Origin of the sequence: Streptomyces sparsogenes subsp. cuspidosporus, from assembly GCF_039532705.1 — a bacterium.
In the GTDB taxonomy this organism is placed as follows: domain Bacteria; phylum Actinomycetota; class Actinomycetes; order Streptomycetales; family Streptomycetaceae; genus Streptomyces; species Streptomyces sparsogenes.
The window spans coordinates 1-17,460 of record NZ_BAAASD010000003.1; the positions used below are offsets into that span (position 1 = coordinate 1).

Below are 17,460 nucleotides of genomic sequence, written 5' to 3' on the forward strand. Positions count from 1 at the left end.
GCGCGGGGGCCGGTGCCGCCGGGACCGCCGGCGCGGGATCCGCCGGCGCGAGGACGGAGAGCGCGGCGGCCTCGGACGCCGTGCCAGAGAGCGCGGGAGCCGCCAGCGCGGGGGCCGAGGGCGCGGGGGCCGGTGCCGCCGGGACCGCCGGCGCGGGATCCGCCGGCGCGAGGACGGAGAGCGCGGCGGCCTCGGACGCCGTGCCAGAGAGCGCGGGAGCCGCCAGCGCGGGGGCCGAGGGCGCGGGCGCCGCCGGGACCGCCGGTGTGGCGGCCGTCAGCGCGGCGGCCTCGGGCGCCAGAGCGGCGGACGAACCCGACCAGCCGGTCGTCCGGGCGGGGGTACCGCTGCGGCCCGCCGAGGTCACCGCGCCGAAACCGACGGTGAACGAGACCGAGGCGCTGCCAGTCGCCGACCCCGTGGGCGCCGGGAGTGCCACGGGATCCCTCGCGGCGGAGCCGATCCCGGGCCCGACCACCACCCAGACCACCACCCAGACCACCACCCCGGCCGCCGGCTCGACCGCCGAACCGACCGCCGGACCGACCACCGGCCCGGCCGCAGAGCCAACCGCCACCACCCCGGTCGCCGACCCAACCGCCGGCCCAACCGCCGACCCGGCGCACCCCGATCCGGAGCCGGGGCCGAAGAAGGCCTGGCGCCGCCTTCGGCGGCCGGGCCTGGTCGTCGCGGCCACCGTCGCGATCGTGCTGCTGACGGCCGCCGCCACTGCGATGCTGCACCCCGGGGACGACCCAGGTGAGCCGCGCAAGAGCCGGTCCGGCGTCCCCACGGCCTCGTACTCCCCCTCCGGCACGCCGAGCCGCTCCCAGGACGACGCCCCCTCCAAGGCCGCCGAGGCCGAACCCGCCGAGGGTGAATCCCCGCGCGCCACCACCCCGGCGGCCACGTCGCCGACCCCGTCCAGCAGGACGACGGCGCCTGAGAAGCCGAAGTCGAAGCCGACGCCCCGGCACACCTCGCGGACGCCGACCTGGACCCCCTACGACCCGCCGGCGGACCCCTACGACCCCCCGCCGTCGGCAAGCGACTCGCCCACGTCCGACGGCGGCGACCCCTTCCCGGAGGAGACCTGCTGGGACGTCACCAACGACTGCGTCTGAGGCCTGGGCGGACGGGGCCTCGACGGACGGGGCCTGGGCGGACGGGGCTGCCCGTCCGCCCGGTCAGCGCCCGGCCCGGGCCGCGAGCTCGTCGGCGTAGTGGGCCAGCGAGCGGTTGTACATCGGCAGGTGGCGGGAGAGGGCTGACAGCGCGAGGGCCACCGCCTCGCGCTCCCGCCCGACGTCCACGAGCGCCAGCGCGAGGAACGCGGCGACGGCGTCGTCGAGCTCGTCGGACCCCACCTCCCGCTCGGCGGTCAGCAGCGCGACGCCCTCCTCGGCCCGGCCCAGGTTGCGCAGCGTGCTGGCCAGCTGGATCCGGGCCTGGCGGCGGCGCGGGCCGGACAGGCCGGCGTCCAGGGCCGCCCGGTAGAGCGGGGCGGCCCGCTCCTCGTGGTCGGTGGCGTCGTAGGCCGAGGCCAGCTCGAAGGAGGCGACCGGTTCGCCGGCGGGGAGCTCGGCGGCCAGCGCCGTCATGGCCGCCAGGAAGTCGGCCGGGTCGTGGTCGTCGAAGGCGGTCCACAGGTCCGCGACCCGCCGCTCCCAGTCCACGGGTGCCGAGGCCGTGTCCCGCGCCGTGGGCTGTTGTGCCGAAGTGCTCATCGTCACAGCATCCCAGCCCGGGACCGCCAGGGCGGAGTCAGGCGCCGAAGACCGCCGTCACCGGGGCGTGGTCGCTCCACCGCTGGTCGTAGGTCGCCGCCCGCTCCACGTACGCCTTGACGCACCGCTCGGCCAGCCCCTTGGTGGCGACGAGCAGGTCGATGCGCCACCCCGCGTCGTTGTCGAAGGCCTTCCCCCGGTACGACCACCACGAGTACGGGCCCTCGACGTCCGGGTGCAGCTCGCGCACCACGTCCACGTACGCCGCCTCCTCGTACACGCGGCTCAGCCACGCCCGCTCCTCGGGGAGGAACCCGGCCTTCTTCCGGTTGGCCTTCCAGTTCTTGAGGTCGGCCTCCCGGTGCGCGATGTTCCAGTCGCCGCACACCAGGACCTCGCGCCCGCCCGCGGCGGACCGCTCGCGCAGCTCCTTCAGATACGGCAGGAACTCCCCCATGAAGCGTTCCTTCTCCTCCTGCCGCTCCGTGCCGACCTCCCCCGAGGGCAGGTACAGGCTGGCGACCGTGACCCCCGGCAGGTCCACCTCCAGATAGCGGCCGCTGCCGTCGAACTCCGTGGAGCCGAATCCGACCCGTACGCCCTCCGGCTCGCGCCGGGTGTAGACGGCGACCCCGGCCCGGCCCTTGGCGGCGGCCGGGGCGTGCACGGTGTGCCAGCCGTCGGGCTCGCGGACCGGCGCGGTCAGCTCACCGGGCTCGGCGCGCACCTCCTGCAGGCACACCACGTCGGCGGCGGTGCCCGCGAGCCAGGGGAGGAAGCCCTTCTTGGCCGCGGCGCGCAGCCCGTTTACATTCACGGTGGTCACGGTGAGCATTCCGGCACGATACGCCAGAAAAAACGAGCACCCCGCCGTACCGCATGAATGTACGATCCCTCGCATGGATATCCGACCCATCCGCTACGACCACCCGGACGCCGTCAAGCTCAACGACGAGGTGCAGGCCGAATACGTCGAGCGCTACGGCGAGGGCGACCTGACCGTCATGGACCCCGCCCACTTCGATCCGCCCCACGGGCTCTACCTCCTCGCGTACGACGCCCAGGGCCGCCCGGTGGCCAGCGGCGGCTGGCGCAGCCGGGAGCGCGACGAGGAGGGCTACTCGGACGGGGATGCCGAGATCAAGCGGATGTTCGTGGTCCGCGAGGCACGGGGGCAGGGCCTGGCGCGCCGGATCCTGGCCGCGCTGGAGGACAGCGCCCGCGCGGCGGGGCGGGTCCGGATGGTGCTGGAGACGGGGACCGAGCAGCCGGAGGCGATGGCGCTCTACACCTCCTCCGGCTACGTGCCGACGCCCAAGTTCGGGCTCTACCGCTTCGAGGAGGCCAGCCGCTGCTACGCCAAGCCCCTGCGGGACGCGTAGCGGCCCGCCCCCGGGACTCGCCTCGCAGCCTGCCCTCGCAACCTGCCCTCGACCTGCCCTCGCCGGCTCACCTCGCCGGCTCACCTCGCCCGCTCACCCGGTGGCCGCGAATTTCCGGCTGATCGCGTCGAACACCCCCTTGGCCTCGCCACCGAGACGCGGTCCCGCGAGCCAGGTGTGCGCGTTCGAGCTGATGGAGGTGTTGGAGACCAGCACGGTCCTGCCACCGCGGTTCACCAGCCACCCGCCGCCGGAGGAGCCGCCGGTCATCGTGCAGCCGATGCGGTACATCGTCGGCGCGGTCGGCGAGAACGACAGCCGCCCGGGCCGGTCCAGGCAGCTGAACATCAGGGCCCCGTCGTACGGCGGCGCGGCCGGGTAGCCGTACGCGCCGACCGAGCCGACCCGGGCCGCCGGCGGCGCGTCGAACCACACCGGCACCGAGGCGCCGACCGTCTCCTGCAGCGACTTGCCGCCGCTGCCCTCCGGCTTCACGTGCAGCACCGCGAAGTCGTACGCCGAGCCGACGTTGCCGGTATGACCGCCCTCGTCGATCCACTGCGAGGAGGTCTGCGACCAGTCCGCCCACCACACGCCGTACGGGGCGACCTCCTGGCTCGCGGCCGCCTGGGCCCGGTCGGCCGGCAGCCCGTTGTCGTTGTACGAGGGCACGAACACGATGTTCCGCATCCAGCCGCCGCTCTTGCCGGAGTGGACGCAATGGCCCGCCGTCCACACCAGGTTGGACCTGCCCGGGTGGGCCGGGTCGTCGACGACCGTGCCCGAGCACACCATCGGCCCCTCGGGGCTGTCGAAGAAGACCTTCCCCACCGGCGCCATGTTCTGGTGGTACGGCCGCGAGACCTGCACCGCCTGGGTCGCGGGGGGCTCGGGGTCGGTGGCCGGCTGGTCCTCGCCGGCGCTCTGCGCGGTGACGGTGTTCGGCGAGTCCTTGGCCTCGGCCATCCTGGACGGCTGCCAGAAGTCCTTGATGACGGGGTTGGCGAACTCCGAGGCCTTGCGGGCCCAGTGCTCCCAGTCCTTCCAGCCGCCGTCCTTCCACTTCCTCAGCTCGTCCAGGCTGGTCGGCACTCCGTCCGGGAGTTTCAGCCCGTCCTCGGCCTTGTCCTGGGCCTCATCCTGGGCGGCGGCCGAAGCGCCCGGCGCGGAACCGGCGTTGTCGTCGCCCGGCCCGCAGGCCGTGGCGGAGACCGCGAGCAGCGCGGCCACCGCCGCGGCGGCCGCGGCGGAGCGGCGTATCGATGGCATGGAGCCTTGTCCCCCCTGTGTGGTGCCGGCGTGGTGCTGGTGCTGGTGCTGGTGCGGCGCCGCGCCGTGTGCTGTGCGTACGTACGCACGTACCCCTTCCAGGGCAAGCCCCCACTATGCCCGCGCCGTTGGCGGCGGCCCGTGCCCGGCCCGCGGCTCGCACACAACGCCAACGGCGTCGGCACGATTCCATGACATCGCATTGACGGAGTGAGTACTCACTCCGTACGGTTGACGGCATGACAGAACCACCGGCCCGGCGGCGCGCGCCGGGCATGAGCACCGAACAGCGCCGGGCGATGATCGTCGCGGCGGCGCTGCCGCTGGTCGCCGAGTACGGCGCCGCGGTGACGACCGCGCAGATCGCCCGCGCCGCCGGCATCGGCGAGGCGACGATCTTCCGCGCCTTCAAGGACAAGGAGGAGGTGCTGGCCGCCTGTACGGCCGAGGCGATGAATCCTCAGCATGTGCAGCGCGAGTTGGCCTCCATCTCCCTGGACCAGCCGCTCGCCGACCGGCTGACCGAGGCGGCCGAGGCGATGCGGGCCCACCTGACGCGCATGGGCGCGGTGGCCGGAGCGCTCCACGCCTCGGGCCACCGCCGCGACCGCACTCCCGGCCGATCCCCCGGCGACCGCACCCCCGGCCGATCCCCCGGCGACCGCACCCCCGGCCGATCCCCCGGCGACCGGCCGGCGGACAGCCGGGAGGCGGCGATGCGGGCGACCCGCGACGCCCTGACCGAACTCGTCGAACCCGACCGGGCGGCCCTGCGCCTGCCCCCCGAAAGAGTCGCCTCGATCTTCCTCGGCATGCTCTTCACCCAGCTCCACTTCGGCGCCGAGGGCGCCGAGGCCGATCCGGCCGAGTTCGTCGACGTCCTTCTGCACGGCACCCTCAGAACACCCGGGAGCGACACATGACCGTCACGCTGAACCACACCATCGTCCCCGCCACCGACCACCGCGAGGCGGCCCGGTTCTTCGCCTCCGTCATGGGCCTGGAGGAGCTGCCACCGGCAGGCCGCAACGGCCACTTCGCCCCCGTGCGGGTCAACGACACGCTCACCCTCGACTTCATGACCGTGCCCGACCCCGAAGGGCACCACCTGGCCTTCGACGTGGACCCGGCCACCTTCGACGCGATCCTGTCCCGCATCCGCACAGCGGGCATCCCCTACGGCAGCGACCCCACCCAACCCGACAACGGCCGGACCGACCACCCCCTGTGCCCGCGCGGCCTGTTCTTCCAGGACACCACGGGGAATCTGTACGAGGTGATGTCCCCGGCGTGACGCCCCGGAGCACTGATCTGACGGGTCACACGGTTCACGCCGCACCGTCCGCACCAGACGCATCAGGTGATCAGGCCGGCGCTGATCAGCCAGATGTGTTCGCAGGTCGAAGATGCCTTTTGCAACTCCTCGCGGGACTCTTGCGAGGCGTGATAGAAGGTCCGCTCGATCATCCAGCACAGGGCGCGTGCCATGGCCGACGCCTGCTCGGGTTCGGTGCCGGCCTGAACGCCGGCTCGTTCCAGAACGGCGGCGATGGCCGTGATGAACAAGTCTGCCGTGTGGCCCCACAGCTCGCCGATCTCCGGCACGGTCAACGACAGGTCGATCGCCGTGCGCATGACCAGGCCGTGCTCGTTCCACAGCTCGACCGTGCGCCGCATGGCCGCCGCGATGGCCTGGCGTGGCTCGTCGGTCTGCGCGGTGACCCGGGACCGCTCCCACAGGTGCTCAACGGTCCGGGCCACGAGCGCCGTGACCACCTCCTGCTTGGAGCCGAAGTAGAAGTACAGGGCGCCACGCGTGATGCCGGCGCCCTGCGCGATGTCACCAACGGTCATGGAGTCATAGCCCTGTTGCGCCAGCAGAGCTTCGCAGGTGTCGAGGATGGCCCGCTCCCGGACGTCACCCTTGCGTTCGGGGGTGCGTCGGCTCCGCGCGGGGTGGTGGCCGGACATCAGAGCTGAGCGCCCTCGGCGAAGTCGGTGGTACGCGAGAGTGTCTCCCACGCGCGGATGTCCTCGTCCACGGCCGTGCGCGCGGCGGTGACCAGTCGCAGCGCGTCCGAACCCAGGATGAGGTGGGCGGGCGGCTGGTCGACCGACGCGATGTGCACGATGGCCTCCCCGGCCTTGGCCGGATTGCCCAGCTGGTTTCCGCTGGCCTTCTGCCGCGCTTCACGGATGGGGGTGAACAGCTCGTCGTAGTCGTCGATGGACCGCGCGGCGCGTGTCATGGACCGTCCGGCCCAGTCGGTGCGGAAGGACCCGGGCTCGATCGCCGTCACGTGGATCCCGAACTGTGCCACCTCCTTGCCCAGTGCCTCGAGGATGCCTTCCAGGGCGAACTTGCTGCCGCAGTAGGCGGACATGCCGGGCACGGCCATCAGCCCGCCCATGGAGGTGACGGCCATCAGGTGTCCGCGGCGGCGCCGGCGCATATGGGGCAGGGCCGCCTTCAGCGTGGCCACCGTCCCGAATACGTTGACCTCGAACTGCCGCCGCACGTCGGCCAGCGGCGTCTCCTCGAAGGTGCCCTCCAGGCCGTAGCCCGCGTTGGCGACGACGACATCCAGGGGACCGACGCCCTGCTCCACCTCCGCGATCACACTCGAGACGGCGGCGTCGTCGGTCACGTCCAGGATGCGGCCGTGAGCGTACCCGGGTTTGAGCCCTTCGAAGGCCCGCAGGTCCTCCTCCGAGCGGACCGTGCCGACGACGGTGTGCCCGGCGGTCAGGGCGGCTTGGGCGAAGGCACGTCCAAGGCCCGTGCTGACGCCGGTGATGAGCCACTTCTGCTGCTGCACTGCTCCTCCAGAAAGGTCGCGCGAGGAGCTGGACTACCTCCTCACCCAGAAAGTCTACACAACGTCGATTTTTATCAACGTGATGCCGATTCTGCCGCCCCGCACGGCACCATGCTCAGCCGAGGTGAATCCGGCCCCTCAACGACCCGCTCGCCTCGGCTGAAACGATCACGTTGTGGCTGGAGTGATGACCGCAGCAGTGACCACCTCGGTCCGCTGTCGGCACTCCGGACCCGCCTACACGACATCTGGTCATGGAGGATGTCGGCCCGGCCCTCCACCCCTGAGATCGGAGCAGACGATGCCCGCGCCGACCGAGATCCCCTGGTCGCACGCCGACACGGTCACGATCCGCGACCTGACCGGCCACGGCGAGCGGATCGTCGGCGACCCTGGCGAACTGGCGGAGCTGGCCCGCCTCTTGGAGGTCGATCGCGCGGGCGCCGGGTTCGTCTGCATGTGCTGGGGCGATGTGGAGTTCCTGGTGCGCGACGCGTCGCGGCGCACCCTGGCCGTGCTGAGACTGCACCTGGGCAGCGGGCTGGACTGGAGCGCGTGGGGCGGGCAGCTCCCGCTGCTGCGCGCCGAGGCCCTCACGCGCTGGCTGACCGAGCGGGGGCTGTGCACCGCCCCTCCCGTAGCGGGGCCCTGACCAGCGGGGGCCTGACAGCGGGGGCCTGACCAGCACCAACCCGTAAAGATCTGGACCTCGTTGAACGGTCCGCCGCGCGAGGCCGTATCTCCGGCTGCGACAGGCACCGCACGGCATGGCCGATCAGACGAGGAGTTCCGCATGTCCCGGAAGCGCCGCATGAGCCGACCCCAGAAGATCGCCCTGGCCTTCGGGGCGGCAGGACTCGTCGGGGGCGGCTCGGCCGTCGGCGTCGGAGTCAGCCAGGCGTCGGAGACCGCTCAGGCCAAGGCGCCCACGGAGAACTGCGCGGGGCTCGACACCGCGCTGCGGAACAACCTGAACTTCATCGCCGCCCAGCGGGCGGACCCCGACGCCCAGTCGGAGGCCAGGATCGCCAACCGCCAAGAGGTCGTGAAGCAGATCCAGCAGCGTCGTCAGGTGGCGGGATGCACCGGGACCATCACGCCCTCCGCCCCCACGACGACCGCCCCCACGACGACCGCGCCCACGACCGCACCGACAGCCACGGAGCAGCCAACCGCGCCCACCACGGGCGCCGGGCAGCCGAGCGGTGGCGCCGGCCAGGCATCCGGCGAGGTGGTCTGCCCCGGCTCCACGGTCACCCTCTCCGGCGAAGAGGGCGCGCCCGCCGCCTCCAGCAACCAGTTCCCGATCGGCACCCGGCTCAAGGTCACCAACCTCGACAACAACAAGTCGACCACGGTGACCGTGACCTCGCCCTCGGGCAGTTGCGCCCTGCTGAACAACGCCGCCTTCGAGCAGGTGCGCGAGCCCGGCAAGTTCCTCATCCGGCGGGCCGTCATCGAACGCGTGGGCTGACCGCCCCGGTCAGATCGCGGGTCAGATCGCGGGTCAGATAGCGGGTCGGCCCACGGGGAGGCGGGCGCACTGGCGGCACACGCGGGCGGAGGCCGCGACCCTCGCGTGCGAGACGACGGTGAGGACCCCGAGGAGCCCGCTGATCAGCCAGTTCCCGGCCAGGGCCGACACGGCGGTGAGGGTCAGCGCGCTGATCCCCAGGGTCGTACCGGCGGTGGTCCCGGTCCAGGCGACCATCAGTGGGAGCCGGTCCGGGACGGGCAGCCGGCGGGCCAGAACACCGGTGGCGGCCAGCGACGCCGCCGCCAGCAGAGCGACGGCGGCCGCTATCCCGCCCAAGTGGGCGGCCAGGACCTGCGCGTGATGCGGCAGCTGCCGACCCTGGCCGACGGCCGTCGTCCAGTACCAGCAGACCATCAGGAACGGAACGGTGAGCGCGACGGCCCGCGCGGTGTGCCGGGCCTGGGCGATGGTGAGTTCCCGCTGGAAGGCGGGCGCGACCTCCTCCACTCTCCCGAAGTCGTCGATCGCCCGGCGCGCGGCGTCACCGGGGCCCAGGTGAGGGGCGAAGTCCGCCGCGCCGTCGGTCAGGGCGTCGCGCGCCTCGGTCACCATCCGGGCCTTGGCCCGGGCCGGTCCGTGCAGGACCGCCGCCAGGGCGGCGACGTACTCGTCGATCGGATCGGGGCCGGATCCCGGCCCGGAACCGGGCCCGACGCCGGGGCCGGCGGACCGTTCGAGGGCCGTCATGTGGCCCGCCCCGGCGCCGGAGAGGGGTCGAGGACGGCACCGATCGCGGCGGTGAGCTCGCGCCAAGCCGTGCGTTCTTCGCCCAGGGCGCGCCGCCCGGCGTCGGTCAGCTCGTAGCAGCGGCGACGGCGCTCACCGGCCGACTGCCAGTCGCTGCGCAACAGCCCGAGCCGCTCCAGCCGGTTGAGCGCCGGATACATCGTGCCCGTGCGCAGCTCCAGGACGCCGCCGCTGCGTTTCTGGACGGCCGTGATGATCGCGTAGCCGTGCAGCGGCCCCTGCTCCAGCGCGGCCAGCAGCAGCGCGTCAAGGTGCCCGCGCACCGCGTCTCCCTTCATGTAGGCAGCCTACCCATCGGGAGGTAGCCGGCCTATATATTGGCTGCCAACACATAGGCTGCCTACTGAACGACGGAGTCGCAGTGACCAAGCTGCTGTTGTCCGTGCACGTCCTGGCCGCGATCCTGGCGATCGGCCCGATCGCCGTGGCCGCCTCCCTCTTCCCGCGCTTCGCCCGCGATGCGGGCCACGACCACCCACCGACCGACGACCGGACAACCGGCAACGATCAGGAGCCGACCGACGGCCAGGCGCCGACCGACCGGCGAAGCCCCGCGATCGCCGCGTTCCTGCACCGCATATGCCGTGGTTACGCCGTCGTCGGCCTGGCCGTCCCCGTCTTCGGGCTCGCCACCGGAGCCCAGCTCGGCGTCCTGACCGACGCCTGGCTCCTCACCTCGATCGCGCTGACCGCGATCGCCGCCGCCCTCCTGATCCTCGCCGTCCTCCCCGGCCAACAACGCCTGCTGACCTCCCCGGACGGCACGACCGCCGCCACCGAGGACACGGGGGCGGCGGCGAGCCGGCTGGCCATGACGACCGGCATCTTCAATCTGCTGTGGGCGATCGTGGTCGTGCTGATGATCGTCCGCCCCGGCTCCACGACGGGGGCGTGACCGCCGTGCGTACGCTGCGTATCGCGGCCGCCGTCGAGGCGGTGTCCCTGGTGGTCCTGCTGGCCAACCTGGCCACCGTCCACACCCGGGCCGTCACCGCCCTGGGCGGCCCCGTCCACGGCACGGCCTACCTCGCCACCATCGCCGCCTGCGCCTGGCTGACCCCCGGCGCCACCCCCGCCGCCCGCTGGCGCGCCCTCATCCCCGGCATCGGCGGCCTGCTCGCCCTCCGCTGCATCCGGCCCCAGGGGGCCGGCGTCACGGATGCCCCGCGGTGACCTCCTCCGTCAGCACGCGGTTCAGTCGTTTCACGGCGCCGATGCCGACGAAAGGCGCGGCGATGGCATTGCCGAAGAGGGCCAGCCCCACACATATGTGCGCCGCGATGAAGGCGCCGTTGGTGTGCGGGCTGGCCGCGTCACCGCTGAGACCGTCGTCCATGCCCAGGAACCACGCGGTGCTCAGGCCGATCGCCCCCGCCCACGCCAGCCAGTAAAGCGCCCCGACAGCCGCCCAGAGCCGTACGCCCCACTCGGGGCACCGCTGCAGCCGGGCGCCCGTGTACTGCAATCCCGCCAGGACGATGAGGAGCAGAACGGGCGCCGGCATGAACCAGTCGTTGTGCTGGGCCCATTCGGAGAGCCCGCCGAAGTCGATGTTGTCGGGGGTCTCGGGGTAGTCGCGGACGATGGTGCGCAGCTTGGGGGCCATCAGCAGCAGGGCGAGCATGGGGACCAGCCCCAACATGCTCGGCCCCGGGTTCCCCAGTACCCCTCCGCGTACCCACGAGCTGAGGCGCGCCCCGGCCGAGGGCGGGTCGTCGCCGCCTTGCCGACCGGCCCCCGGACCGGAACCGGCACCAGCACCAGCACCAGCACCAGCACCCAGGCCAGAGCCGGCATCCGGACCGACACCAGGCCCGACACCCAGACCGGAAACCGGCACCCAGACCAGAGCCGACACCCGGACCGGCGCCAGGACCAGCGCCCACACCAGAGCCGGCACCCGGGCCAGGCCCCCCGGCCCGCGAATCCACCCTGGTCGGAGGGAGAACACCCGCCGCCGCCCGGCCGGGCTCCGGCGGGTGCGGGACGTCGGCGCCCTCCAGGTTGAGCAGGTGCTCGGCCCGACGGGCGATCAGCGCGCTGACGGGCCCCGGCAGCCAGTCCCGCCCGTCGGCGTCCCGCTCGGCCGCGAGGGCGTACAACTCCGCCACCGAGGGGCGGTCCTCGGGCCGTTTGCTCAGGCAGTCGCGGACGATGGCGGCCGGCTCTTCGGGCATGCCCTCCAGGTCCGGCTCCCGGTGCACCACCCGGTACAGCAACTCCGGTCCGGAGCCCGTGCCGAACGGCCCGCGGCCGGTGGCCGCGAAGGCCAGCACCGCTCCGAGCGAGAAGACGTCCGCCGCCGGTGTCACCTCCCGGCCCTCCGCCTGTTCCGGCGACATGTAGCCGGCGGACCCCACGACCAGGCCGGTGCCGGTGAGCGCGGTTTCGTCGGCCGCGCGAGCGATCCCGAAGTCGATGAGCAGCGGCCCGTCCTGCGACACCAGCACGTTCGACGGCTTCAGGTCGCGGTGTACGAGCCCGCTGCCATGAACGGAGTCGAGCGCCTCGGCCAGTCCCGAAAGCAGCCGCCACAGCGAAGGCTCGGGAAGCGGACCGTGCTCGCCCACGACCTCGGCCAGGGCGGGGCCGGGCACATACGCCGAGGCCAGCCACGGCGCCGACGCGTCGACGTCGGCGGCCACCACCTTCACCGTCCCCCGCCCGGACACCGCCTGGGACGCGCGCACCTCCCGCGCGAAGCGCTCCCGGAACCCGGGCGCCGAGGCCAGCCAGGGATGCACCATCTTCAGCGCCACATAGCGCCCGCCGGCCGACCGCCCCAGATACACCCGGCCCATGCCGCCCGCCCCCAGGCGGAACAACAGGCGATATCCGCCCACCTGCCGCGGATCATCGGCCTCCAACCGCAACACGACGCGCGCTCCCCCGATCCCCGGCCCGCGCGGGCCCGGCCCCGGCTGAGAATACTCCGCACCGCCAGGATCTCCGGCCGCCGTGATCGCCCCGGAACGCCGAGTGCTAAAGTCCCGCTCTTCGCCAGTCGCGCTGCGCGGAGTCCCCTCGGTAGGCCGTACTGTGTCCGATCCCGCTGCCACTGTGCCCGCCCCCTGCGCCCTGGATCCGTACGCGCTGTGGCGGCAGGCGCTCGCCGAAGCCGACCGGGTTTTCGCCGACCCGCCCACCCTCGACCGCCCGGTGCACGGCTGCACTTACTGCACCCCGGAATCGGACCTCCGCCTTCTCGGTGGCGATCCCGCCTCCGTACCGGATGAGGTCCTCGGGGATTTCATGGGCGAGGTCGCCAGCCACTGGGACAAGGACCAATACCCCCTCCTGTGGCGTCGCCTCATGCCCCGCGCGCTGCGCTACTGGGGCCCGGACGGCGCCGACATGGATCCGGCCCGCGAGATCGGCCACCTCGGCCGCGACGGGGCCGACTTCACCACCTGGCCCGCCCCCGAACGCGCCGCCATCGAGCAGGCCTTCCGGGCGCTGCTGAGCCTCGCCCTGATCGACGGCCGGTCTCTGGGACACATCACCGACCTCATCGAGGGAATCGCCCACGCGACGGGTGACCTCCTCCCCTGGCTCGACCACCTCGCCGCCGTCCCCGGCCCCCAGGCAGACGCCGGCCTCGTCCGCCTCGCCTTCGACTGGGCGACCGACCTCCTCTGGGAGGACTTCCGGTTCTGGTCCTGGCACGACGGCGACCCCCAGACCATCGCGACCTGGCTCCCCACCCAGCGCCCCCGCATCGCCGCCTTCGCCACCCGCCACCCCCGCTGCAAGACCGCCGCCGACACACTCATCGCCCTCGACCGCCTCCAAGCCGGCACCGGCAGCCCATGGCTCTACCCGCACAGCACGTACGAGACCCTCCCGCTGGCCCCACCTACCTTCTAACGGTTCCGCAGCCGCGCGCCGACACGGGAAAGCCCCCGCCGGCCTTCCCGGCGGGGGCTTGAGCTGTGCGGCGAAGCATCGGCGCCGCGGTCAGGACAGCAGCAGCACGGCGCCGGCCGCGGCCATGACCACGGTGGTGCCGCCGTGGATGCCGTAGTACGCCTTGGCGGGTCCGCCGCTGAGCTTCGTGATGAGTGCGTCTGCGAGCGTGACGAGTGAACCGGCCAGCATCATCCAGCCGCGCAGGTGCGTGTCTCCACCGATCAGCGCGACCAGCAGGAAGAGGCCGTAGCCGATGTCGCGGCCGCCCAGGACAGCCAGCCAGGCGCGGGTGGCGGGGTCCTCGGTGCGGGTGCCGGGGATGCCGAAGTCCGCCGCGGCCTGCGGGGCCCACATCATGCGGGAGCCGACGAAGATGATCCCGATGGCGATGGCCCAGGTGATGACGGTGGCGGCGGTGGTGGCAGCGGTAGGCATGACGGTGATCTCCTCTTCTCGCGGCACCGACCCCCTGTCGAGCACCGCTCCAACTTCTAGCAATGCTAGACCTAGCGTTGCCTCGTTGTCTAGCGGTGCTAGAAATCAGTCTCGGGTTGGTCTGCCACTGTCGCTTCCGCTGTATTTCGCTGCTGCACGGCACCAAAAAGCCCCCGCCGGGTTTCCCCGGCGGGGGCTTTGAGCTGGGTGGACCTGAGGGGATTTGAACCCCTGACCCCCTCGATGCGAACGAGGTGCGCTACCAGTCTGCGCCACAGGCCCTTGCAGCGAGTGAAACTCTAGCATCCCCGTCGGGGTGCTTGGAAATCCGTTCCCCGTCGGCCCCCGGGCGGTCCCCGCTGGTCAGTGGAGTGGCGGGTGGAGTGGCGGTGGAGTGCCGGTCGGGGAGTGCCGGTGCGCGGGGCCGGGGCGGGTGGGGTCACTCGTTGGCGGCGCGGGGGCGGTCGTCGTCCGCGTACTGGTCGAAGAGGGGGGTGCGGCCCCGTTCCCGGGGGGTGCGGGGGGCCGGGGGGTGGTGGGTGGCGGCGTCGGGGGCCTGGGTGGGTTCGGCGGTGCTGGAGCGGGCGGAGCTCCAGGCGTCGGGGGCGCCCAGGTCGACGCTGCCGGTGGCACGGGGGGCGACGGGCGCGGTGACGTAGGTGGGGAGGGGGACGGGCACCGGCTCCCAGCTCTCGCCGGTGGACGGGCCGCGCTCACGCTCCCGCTGCTGGTCGACCCACTCCGCGTGGTCGGTCTGCTCGACCAGGGCGCGGCGGCCGGCCGCGTGCGGGGAGGGCGCCGGGGCGGCGCGGTCCGCGTCGAGGCGGGCGGGCGGCTCGGCGGGCCGGTCGTCGTCGGCGGGGCCGTCCGCCGGCGGGCGGGGGTGAGGGCGGCGCCCGCGCAGGCGCTGGGCGGCCAGCTCGGCGCGGCGCTGGTCCATGGTGAAGGTGAAGCGGCGGCGCTCCTGGGTGCGCAGGTAGGCGATGTAGGCGCTCAGCAGGACGGCCGGCATGCCCGGGACCCACAGGAAGGCGAGGCCGCCGACCGCCGCGACGACCGCGCCGAGGGTGAAGGCGAGGAACAGGATGATGGTGGTGCGCCGACGGCGCGCAAGCACCTTCGCGCGCCGGCTGCGGGCCGCGGCGGTGGGGGGCTGGGCGGCCGGCGACGGCTGGGCGGTGGAGCCGGAGGGAGGCGCGGCGGGGCCCTCGGCGGGCGGGGCTGCGTGGGGCGGCACGGGCGCACGCATGGTCACGGGGTCGGCGAAGGCCCGGACGTCGACCGCGTCGGTCACGGCGTCCGGGTCGATCACGCGCCGGTCCGGGTCCGTCCCGCGCCGGTCCGGGTCCGTCCCGCGCCGGTCCGGGTCCATCGCGTGCCGGTCCGGGTCGGCCGGGTCTCCCCCGGCCTCGGGGCGGTCCGCGTCCGGGGCGCGCCCCTCCGGTTCCGCCGGACCCCTGAGAGCCTCCAGGTCCGCCCGCTCCTTGGCGTAACGACGCTCCATGCCCGCCCGTCCGGACAGCAGCCGGATGGCGGTACTGAAGCGCTCCGTCGGACGGGCTTCGTTGAGCTCGTCCTGCCTACGGAGCCACATCGGCACCAGATAGGCGGCCCAGGCCCCGACGATGACTGCGTAGATGAGGCCACTGCTGCTCACGGTCACACGGTAGAGGGGTACGCGCGAGGCCATCTGCCAATTGGCGCGGTGTGTCGCACGATCTGGCTGATATCTCGAACTTTTTTTGTGATTGGTGCGATGACCAGGCCGGTAATGTGCTCAATTGGCCCACTGAATTCGAACACATATTTTATTTCTGCGATGCGCCAGGTCGCATCCGGTGCCACCGGGCCAACAACCCCTCCGGCACTTCCTCCGCCGTGAGCGCGAAGACCAGGTGGTCCCGCCAGGCGCCGTCGATGTGGAGGTAGCGCGGGCGCAGCCCCTCATCGCGGAATCCCAGCTTTTCCACCACCCGGCGGCTCGGCCCGTTCTCGGGCCGGATGCACACCTCGATGCGGTGCAGTCCGACCGCACGGAAGCAGTGGTCGGTGGCGAGGGCGACGGCGGTCGGCATGACGCCCCGGCCGGCGACCGCCTCGTCGATCCAGTAGCCGATATGGCCCGAGCACATCGAGCCCCAGGTGATCCCGGCCACCGTCAGCTGTCCGGCCAGCCGCCCCCGGTACTCCACGACGAACGGCAGCATCCGCCCGGCGTGTGCCTCGGCGCGCAGATGGCGGACCATCTGGCGGTAGGTGGGCCGGTGGGTGACGGGGCCGCCGGGCGGAGGCGGCGGGATGGTGGCCTCCCAGGGGCGCAGCCACTCTCGATTGCGCTGGTTGACCTCACGCCAGACACGCTGGTCGCGCAGCTTTATGGGGCGGAGGACCGTGTCGCCGTCCGCCAGCACGACCGGCCAGAGCGCGTTCAGCGCGCGCTCCCGGCGGGATCAGGACCGGCGGGACCGGCGGGATCTGTGTGGGTGGCCGAGGGGCCGTCGGTATCGGGAGGGTCGGCTGGTCTGGGGTGGTCGCCGCCGTGGATCTGCTCGATGGCGTGGAGCAGGATCCGCCCGAGGACCGCGAGCCCGTCCCGTACGCCGCCGGTGGAGCCGGGCAGGTTGACGATCAGGGTGCTCCCGGCGGCCCCGGCCAGCCCGCGGGAGAGCGCGGCGGTGGGCACCTTGGCCAGCCCCTCGGCGCGGATCGCCTCCGCGATGCCCGGGATCTCGCGGTCGAGCACGCGGCGGGTCGCCTCGGGGGTGTGGTCGGTGGGCGAGATGCCCGTACCGCCCGTGGTCACGACGACATCGTACGAAGCGGCCACCGCCTCGCGCAGGGCCGACTCCACCGGGTCCCCGTCGGGGACCACGCGCGGCCCGTCGACGTCGAGGCCCAGCGCCGTAAGCCCCTCCACCAGCAGCGGGCCGCCCTTGTCCGGGTAGACCCCGGCGGCGGCGCGGTTGGAGGCGGTGACGACCAGGGCGCGGTACGCCGGCGAGCCGCTCATGCCCGGCTCCAGTCGCCGGACTTCCCGCCTGTCTTCTCCTCCACCCGTACGTCCGCGATGACCGCGGACTTGTCCACGGCCTTGACCATGTCGATCACGGTCAGCGCGGCCACGGTGACCGCCGTCAGGGCCTCCATCTCGACGCCCGTCCGGTCGGTGGTGCGGACCGTGGCGGTGATCTCCACCGCGTCGTCGGCGACCGCGAGGTCCACGGTCACGCCCGAGAGGGCGAGCGGGTGGCACAGCGGGATCAGGTCCGGGGTGCGCTTGGCGCCCATGATGCCCGCGATCCGCGCGGTGGCGAGGGCGTCGCCCTTGGGCACGCCCTCGCCCCGCAGCAGCTCCACGACGCGCGGGGCGACGAGCACACGGCCGCTGGCGCGGGCGGTGCGCGCGGTGACGTCCTTGTCCGAGACGTCGACCATGCGCGCCGCGCCCGTCTGGTCGAGGTGGGTGAGGTGGTCCTGGGCGCTGCTCATCGTTCTCCCGGTCCGGGCCAGGTGGCTCCTGTGGGACGACACCGTACCGTTCCTAGTGTTGACCTGCGTTGGCCACATCAACACATTCCGGTCCAGGTGGGAGGTGTCTGGTGCCGGGTGCACCCCGAACGGTCCAGGGTGCCGGG

At 73.1% G+C, this 17,460-nt stretch carries 21 protein-coding genes, 1 tRNA gene and 2 pseudogenes; 9 read left to right on the plus strand and 15 right to left on the minus strand.

The features are described 5' to 3' along the window. Positions 1-1,124: pseudogene (locus ABFY07_RS04260) on the plus strand (hypothetical protein); the annotation flags it as partial. Positions 1,125-1,187: 63 nt separating this feature from the next. Here the strand turns inward: ABFY07_RS04260 and ABFY07_RS04265 are convergent. Then, a complete protein-coding gene (locus tag ABFY07_RS04265; RefSeq protein WP_346173135.1) occupies positions 1,188-1,727 on the minus strand; it encodes a tetratricopeptide repeat protein in 540 nt (179 codons plus the stop codon). Positions 1,728-1,764: 37 nt separating this feature from the next. Further along, complete coding sequence (locus ABFY07_RS04270) at positions 1,765-2,562, minus strand: exodeoxyribonuclease III (protein WP_065963513.1); 798 nt, start codon at positions 2,560-2,562, stop codon at positions 1,765-1,767. Between the two features lie 64 nt (positions 2,563-2,626). On the opposite strand from ABFY07_RS04270, the gene ABFY07_RS04275 reads away from it, so the two are divergent. Then, positions 2,627-3,109 (plus strand): GNAT family N-acetyltransferase, encoded by a 483-nt coding sequence (locus ABFY07_RS04275; protein WP_346173136.1) that lies wholly within the window; start codon positions 2,627-2,629, stop codon positions 3,107-3,109. Between the two features lie 93 nt (positions 3,110-3,202). On the opposite strand, the gene ABFY07_RS04280 is transcribed toward ABFY07_RS04275, so the two are convergent. After that, a complete protein-coding gene (locus ABFY07_RS04280) occupies positions 3,203-4,378 on the minus strand; it encodes a trypsin-like serine peptidase (RefSeq protein ID WP_346173137.1) in 1,176 nt (391 codons plus the stop codon). Between the two features lie 299 nt (positions 4,379-4,677). Between ABFY07_RS04280 and ABFY07_RS04285 the strand changes: the two genes are divergently transcribed. Next, a complete protein-coding gene (locus ABFY07_RS04285) occupies positions 4,678-5,301 on the plus strand; it encodes a TetR/AcrR family transcriptional regulator (protein ID WP_428836859.1) in 624 nt (207 codons plus the stop codon). Continuing rightward, positions 5,298-5,672: a VOC family protein gene (locus tag ABFY07_RS04290; protein WP_346173139.1), complete on the plus strand. Its 375-nt coding sequence runs from the start codon at positions 5,298-5,300 to the stop codon at positions 5,670-5,672. The genes ABFY07_RS04285 and ABFY07_RS04290 overlap by 4 nt, the downstream gene beginning before the upstream one ends. Before the next feature lie 62 nt (positions 5,673-5,734). Here ABFY07_RS04290 and ABFY07_RS04295 read toward each other — a convergent pair whose 3' ends face one another. Next, the gene (locus ABFY07_RS04295) at positions 5,735-6,349 is read right to left on the minus strand and encodes a TetR/AcrR family transcriptional regulator (RefSeq protein ID WP_346173140.1); all 615 of its coding nucleotides are present in this window, start codon (positions 6,347-6,349) and stop codon (positions 5,735-5,737) included. Next, positions 6,349-7,197 carry an oxidoreductase gene (locus ABFY07_RS04300; protein ID WP_346173141.1) on the minus strand — a complete coding sequence of 283 codons (849 nt, stop codon included), beginning with the start codon at positions 7,195-7,197 and terminating at the stop codon, positions 6,349-6,351. Before ABFY07_RS04300 ends, ABFY07_RS04295 begins: the two co-directional genes overlap by 1 nt. Positions 7,198-7,498: 301 nt before the next feature. On the opposite strand from ABFY07_RS04300, the gene ABFY07_RS04305 reads away from it, so the two are divergent. Beyond that, entirely contained in the window at positions 7,499-7,849 is a 351-nt protein-coding gene (locus tag ABFY07_RS04305) for a hypothetical protein (protein ID WP_346173142.1), read from the plus strand. A 141-nt stretch (positions 7,850-7,990) separates the two neighbouring features. Continuing rightward, positions 7,991-8,671 carry a hypothetical protein gene (locus ABFY07_RS04310; RefSeq protein ID WP_346173143.1) on the plus strand — a complete coding sequence of 227 codons (681 nt, stop codon included), beginning with the start codon at positions 7,991-7,993 and terminating at the stop codon, positions 8,669-8,671. A gap of 33 nt (positions 8,672-8,704) precedes the next feature. On the opposite strand, the gene ABFY07_RS04315 is transcribed toward ABFY07_RS04310, so the two are convergent. Both ABFY07_RS04315 and ABFY07_RS04320 read right to left on the minus strand, forming a co-directional pair. Further along, positions 8,705-9,421, minus strand: coding sequence for a hypothetical protein (locus tag ABFY07_RS04315; RefSeq protein ID WP_346173144.1), 717 nt, complete (start codon positions 9,419-9,421; stop codon positions 8,705-8,707). Next, complete coding sequence (locus tag ABFY07_RS04320) at positions 9,418-9,759, minus strand: PadR family transcriptional regulator (protein ID WP_346173145.1); 342 nt, start codon at positions 9,757-9,759, stop codon at positions 9,418-9,420. Before ABFY07_RS04320 ends, ABFY07_RS04315 begins: the two co-directional genes overlap by 4 nt. 83 nt (positions 9,760-9,842) lie before the next feature. Between ABFY07_RS04320 and ABFY07_RS04325 the strand changes: the two genes are divergently transcribed. Both ABFY07_RS04325 and ABFY07_RS04330 read left to right on the plus strand, forming a co-directional pair. Next, complete coding sequence (locus ABFY07_RS04325; protein WP_065963493.1) at positions 9,843-10,376, plus strand: hypothetical protein; 534 nt, start codon at positions 9,843-9,845, stop codon at positions 10,374-10,376. Then, complete coding sequence (locus ABFY07_RS04330; protein ID WP_428836854.1) at positions 10,373-10,654, plus strand: DUF3817 domain-containing protein; 282 nt, start codon at positions 10,373-10,375, stop codon at positions 10,652-10,654. Before ABFY07_RS04325 ends, ABFY07_RS04330 begins: the two co-directional genes overlap by 4 nt. Here the strand turns inward: ABFY07_RS04330 and ABFY07_RS04335 are convergent. Both ABFY07_RS04335 and ABFY07_RS43075 read right to left on the minus strand, forming a co-directional pair. Then, complete coding sequence (locus ABFY07_RS04335; RefSeq protein WP_346173146.1) at positions 10,635-11,123, minus strand: hypothetical protein; 489 nt, start codon at positions 11,121-11,123, stop codon at positions 10,635-10,637. The genes ABFY07_RS04330 and ABFY07_RS04335 overlap by 20 nt on opposite strands. 466 nt (positions 11,124-11,589) lie before the next feature. Next, positions 11,590-12,654: pseudogene (locus ABFY07_RS43075) on the minus strand (serine/threonine-protein kinase); the annotation flags it as partial. Between ABFY07_RS43075 and ABFY07_RS04340 the strand changes: the two are divergent. After that, positions 12,542-13,348, plus strand: coding sequence for a hypothetical protein (locus tag ABFY07_RS04340; protein WP_346173147.1), 807 nt, complete (start codon positions 12,542-12,544; stop codon positions 13,346-13,348). The pseudogene ABFY07_RS43075 and the gene ABFY07_RS04340 overlap by 113 nt on opposite strands. 90 nt (positions 13,349-13,438) lie before the next feature. Here ABFY07_RS04340 and ABFY07_RS04345 read toward each other — a convergent pair whose 3' ends face one another. From ABFY07_RS04345 to moaC, 6 genes are all read right to left on the minus strand, one after another. Continuing rightward, the gene (locus ABFY07_RS04345) at positions 13,439-13,825 is read right to left on the minus strand and encodes a DUF4267 domain-containing protein (RefSeq protein WP_346173148.1); all 387 of its coding nucleotides are present in this window, start codon (positions 13,823-13,825) and stop codon (positions 13,439-13,441) included. A 208-nt stretch (positions 13,826-14,033) separates the two neighbouring features. After that, positions 14,034-14,107, minus strand: a tRNA-Ala gene (locus ABFY07_RS04350). Positions 14,108-14,264: 157 nt separating this feature from the next. Then, complete coding sequence (sepX, locus tag ABFY07_RS04355) at positions 14,265-15,482, minus strand: divisome protein SepX/GlpR (RefSeq protein ID WP_346173149.1); 1,218 nt, start codon at positions 15,480-15,482, stop codon at positions 14,265-14,267. 151 nt (positions 15,483-15,633) lie between these two features. Next, positions 15,634-16,257, minus strand: coding sequence for a GNAT family N-acetyltransferase (locus ABFY07_RS04360; RefSeq protein WP_346173431.1), 624 nt, complete (start codon positions 16,255-16,257; stop codon positions 15,634-15,636). Continuing rightward, positions 16,254-16,835, minus strand: a complete 582-nt coding sequence (locus ABFY07_RS04365) for a MogA/MoaB family molybdenum cofactor biosynthesis protein (protein WP_346173150.1) — start codon at positions 16,833-16,835, stop codon at positions 16,254-16,256. Before ABFY07_RS04365 ends, ABFY07_RS04360 begins: the two co-directional genes overlap by 4 nt. Next, a complete protein-coding gene (gene moaC / locus ABFY07_RS04370; protein ID WP_065963481.1) occupies positions 16,832-17,314 on the minus strand; it encodes a cyclic pyranopterin monophosphate synthase MoaC in 483 nt (160 codons plus the stop codon). Before moaC ends, ABFY07_RS04365 begins: the two co-directional genes overlap by 4 nt. Positions 17,315-17,460: the final 146 nt, after the last annotated feature.

Excerpts from the sequence above, each read along its gene's own strand:
- ABFY07_RS04265 (WP_346173135.1), bottom strand. The coding sequence starts at position 1,727 with ATGAGCACTTCGGCACAACAGCCCACGGCGCGGGACACGGCCTCGGCA.
- ABFY07_RS04270 (WP_065963513.1), bottom strand. The coding sequence starts at position 2,562 with ATGCTCACCGTGACCACCGTGAATGTAAACGGGCTGCGCGCCGCGGCC.
- ABFY07_RS04275 (WP_346173136.1), top strand. The coding sequence starts at position 2,627 with ATGGATATCCGACCCATCCGCTACGACCACCCGGACGCCGTCAAGCTC.
- ABFY07_RS04280 (WP_346173137.1), bottom strand. The coding sequence starts at position 4,378 with ATGCCATCGATACGCCGCTCCGCCGCGGCCGCCGCGGCGGTGGCCGCG.
- ABFY07_RS04285 (WP_428836859.1), top strand. The coding sequence starts at position 4,678 with ATGATCGTCGCGGCGGCGCTGCCGCTGGTCGCCGAGTACGGCGCCGCG.
- ABFY07_RS04290 (WP_346173139.1), top strand. The coding sequence starts at position 5,298 with ATGACCGTCACGCTGAACCACACCATCGTCCCCGCCACCGACCACCGC.
- ABFY07_RS04295 (WP_346173140.1), bottom strand. The coding sequence starts at position 6,349 with ATGTCCGGCCACCACCCCGCGCGGAGCCGACGCACCCCCGAACGCAAG.
- ABFY07_RS04305 (WP_346173142.1), top strand. The coding sequence starts at position 7,499 with ATGCCCGCGCCGACCGAGATCCCCTGGTCGCACGCCGACACGGTCACG.
- ABFY07_RS04310 (WP_346173143.1), top strand. The coding sequence starts at position 7,991 with ATGTCCCGGAAGCGCCGCATGAGCCGACCCCAGAAGATCGCCCTGGCC.
- ABFY07_RS04315 (WP_346173144.1), bottom strand. The coding sequence starts at position 9,421 with ATGACGGCCCTCGAACGGTCCGCCGGCCCCGGCGTCGGGCCCGGTTCC.
- ABFY07_RS04320 (WP_346173145.1), bottom strand. The coding sequence starts at position 9,759 with ATGAAGGGAGACGCGGTGCGCGGGCACCTTGACGCGCTGCTGCTGGCC.
- ABFY07_RS04335 (WP_346173146.1), bottom strand. The coding sequence starts at position 11,123 with ATGTTGGGGCTGGTCCCCATGCTCGCCCTGCTGCTGATGGCCCCCAAG.
- ABFY07_RS04345 (WP_346173148.1), bottom strand. The coding sequence starts at position 13,825 with ATGCCTACCGCTGCCACCACCGCCGCCACCGTCATCACCTGGGCCATC.
- ABFY07_RS04365 (WP_346173150.1), bottom strand. The coding sequence starts at position 16,835 with ATGAGCGGCTCGCCGGCGTACCGCGCCCTGGTCGTCACCGCCTCCAAC.
- moaC (WP_065963481.1), bottom strand. The coding sequence starts at position 17,314 with ATGAGCAGCGCCCAGGACCACCTCACCCACCTCGACCAGACGGGCGCG.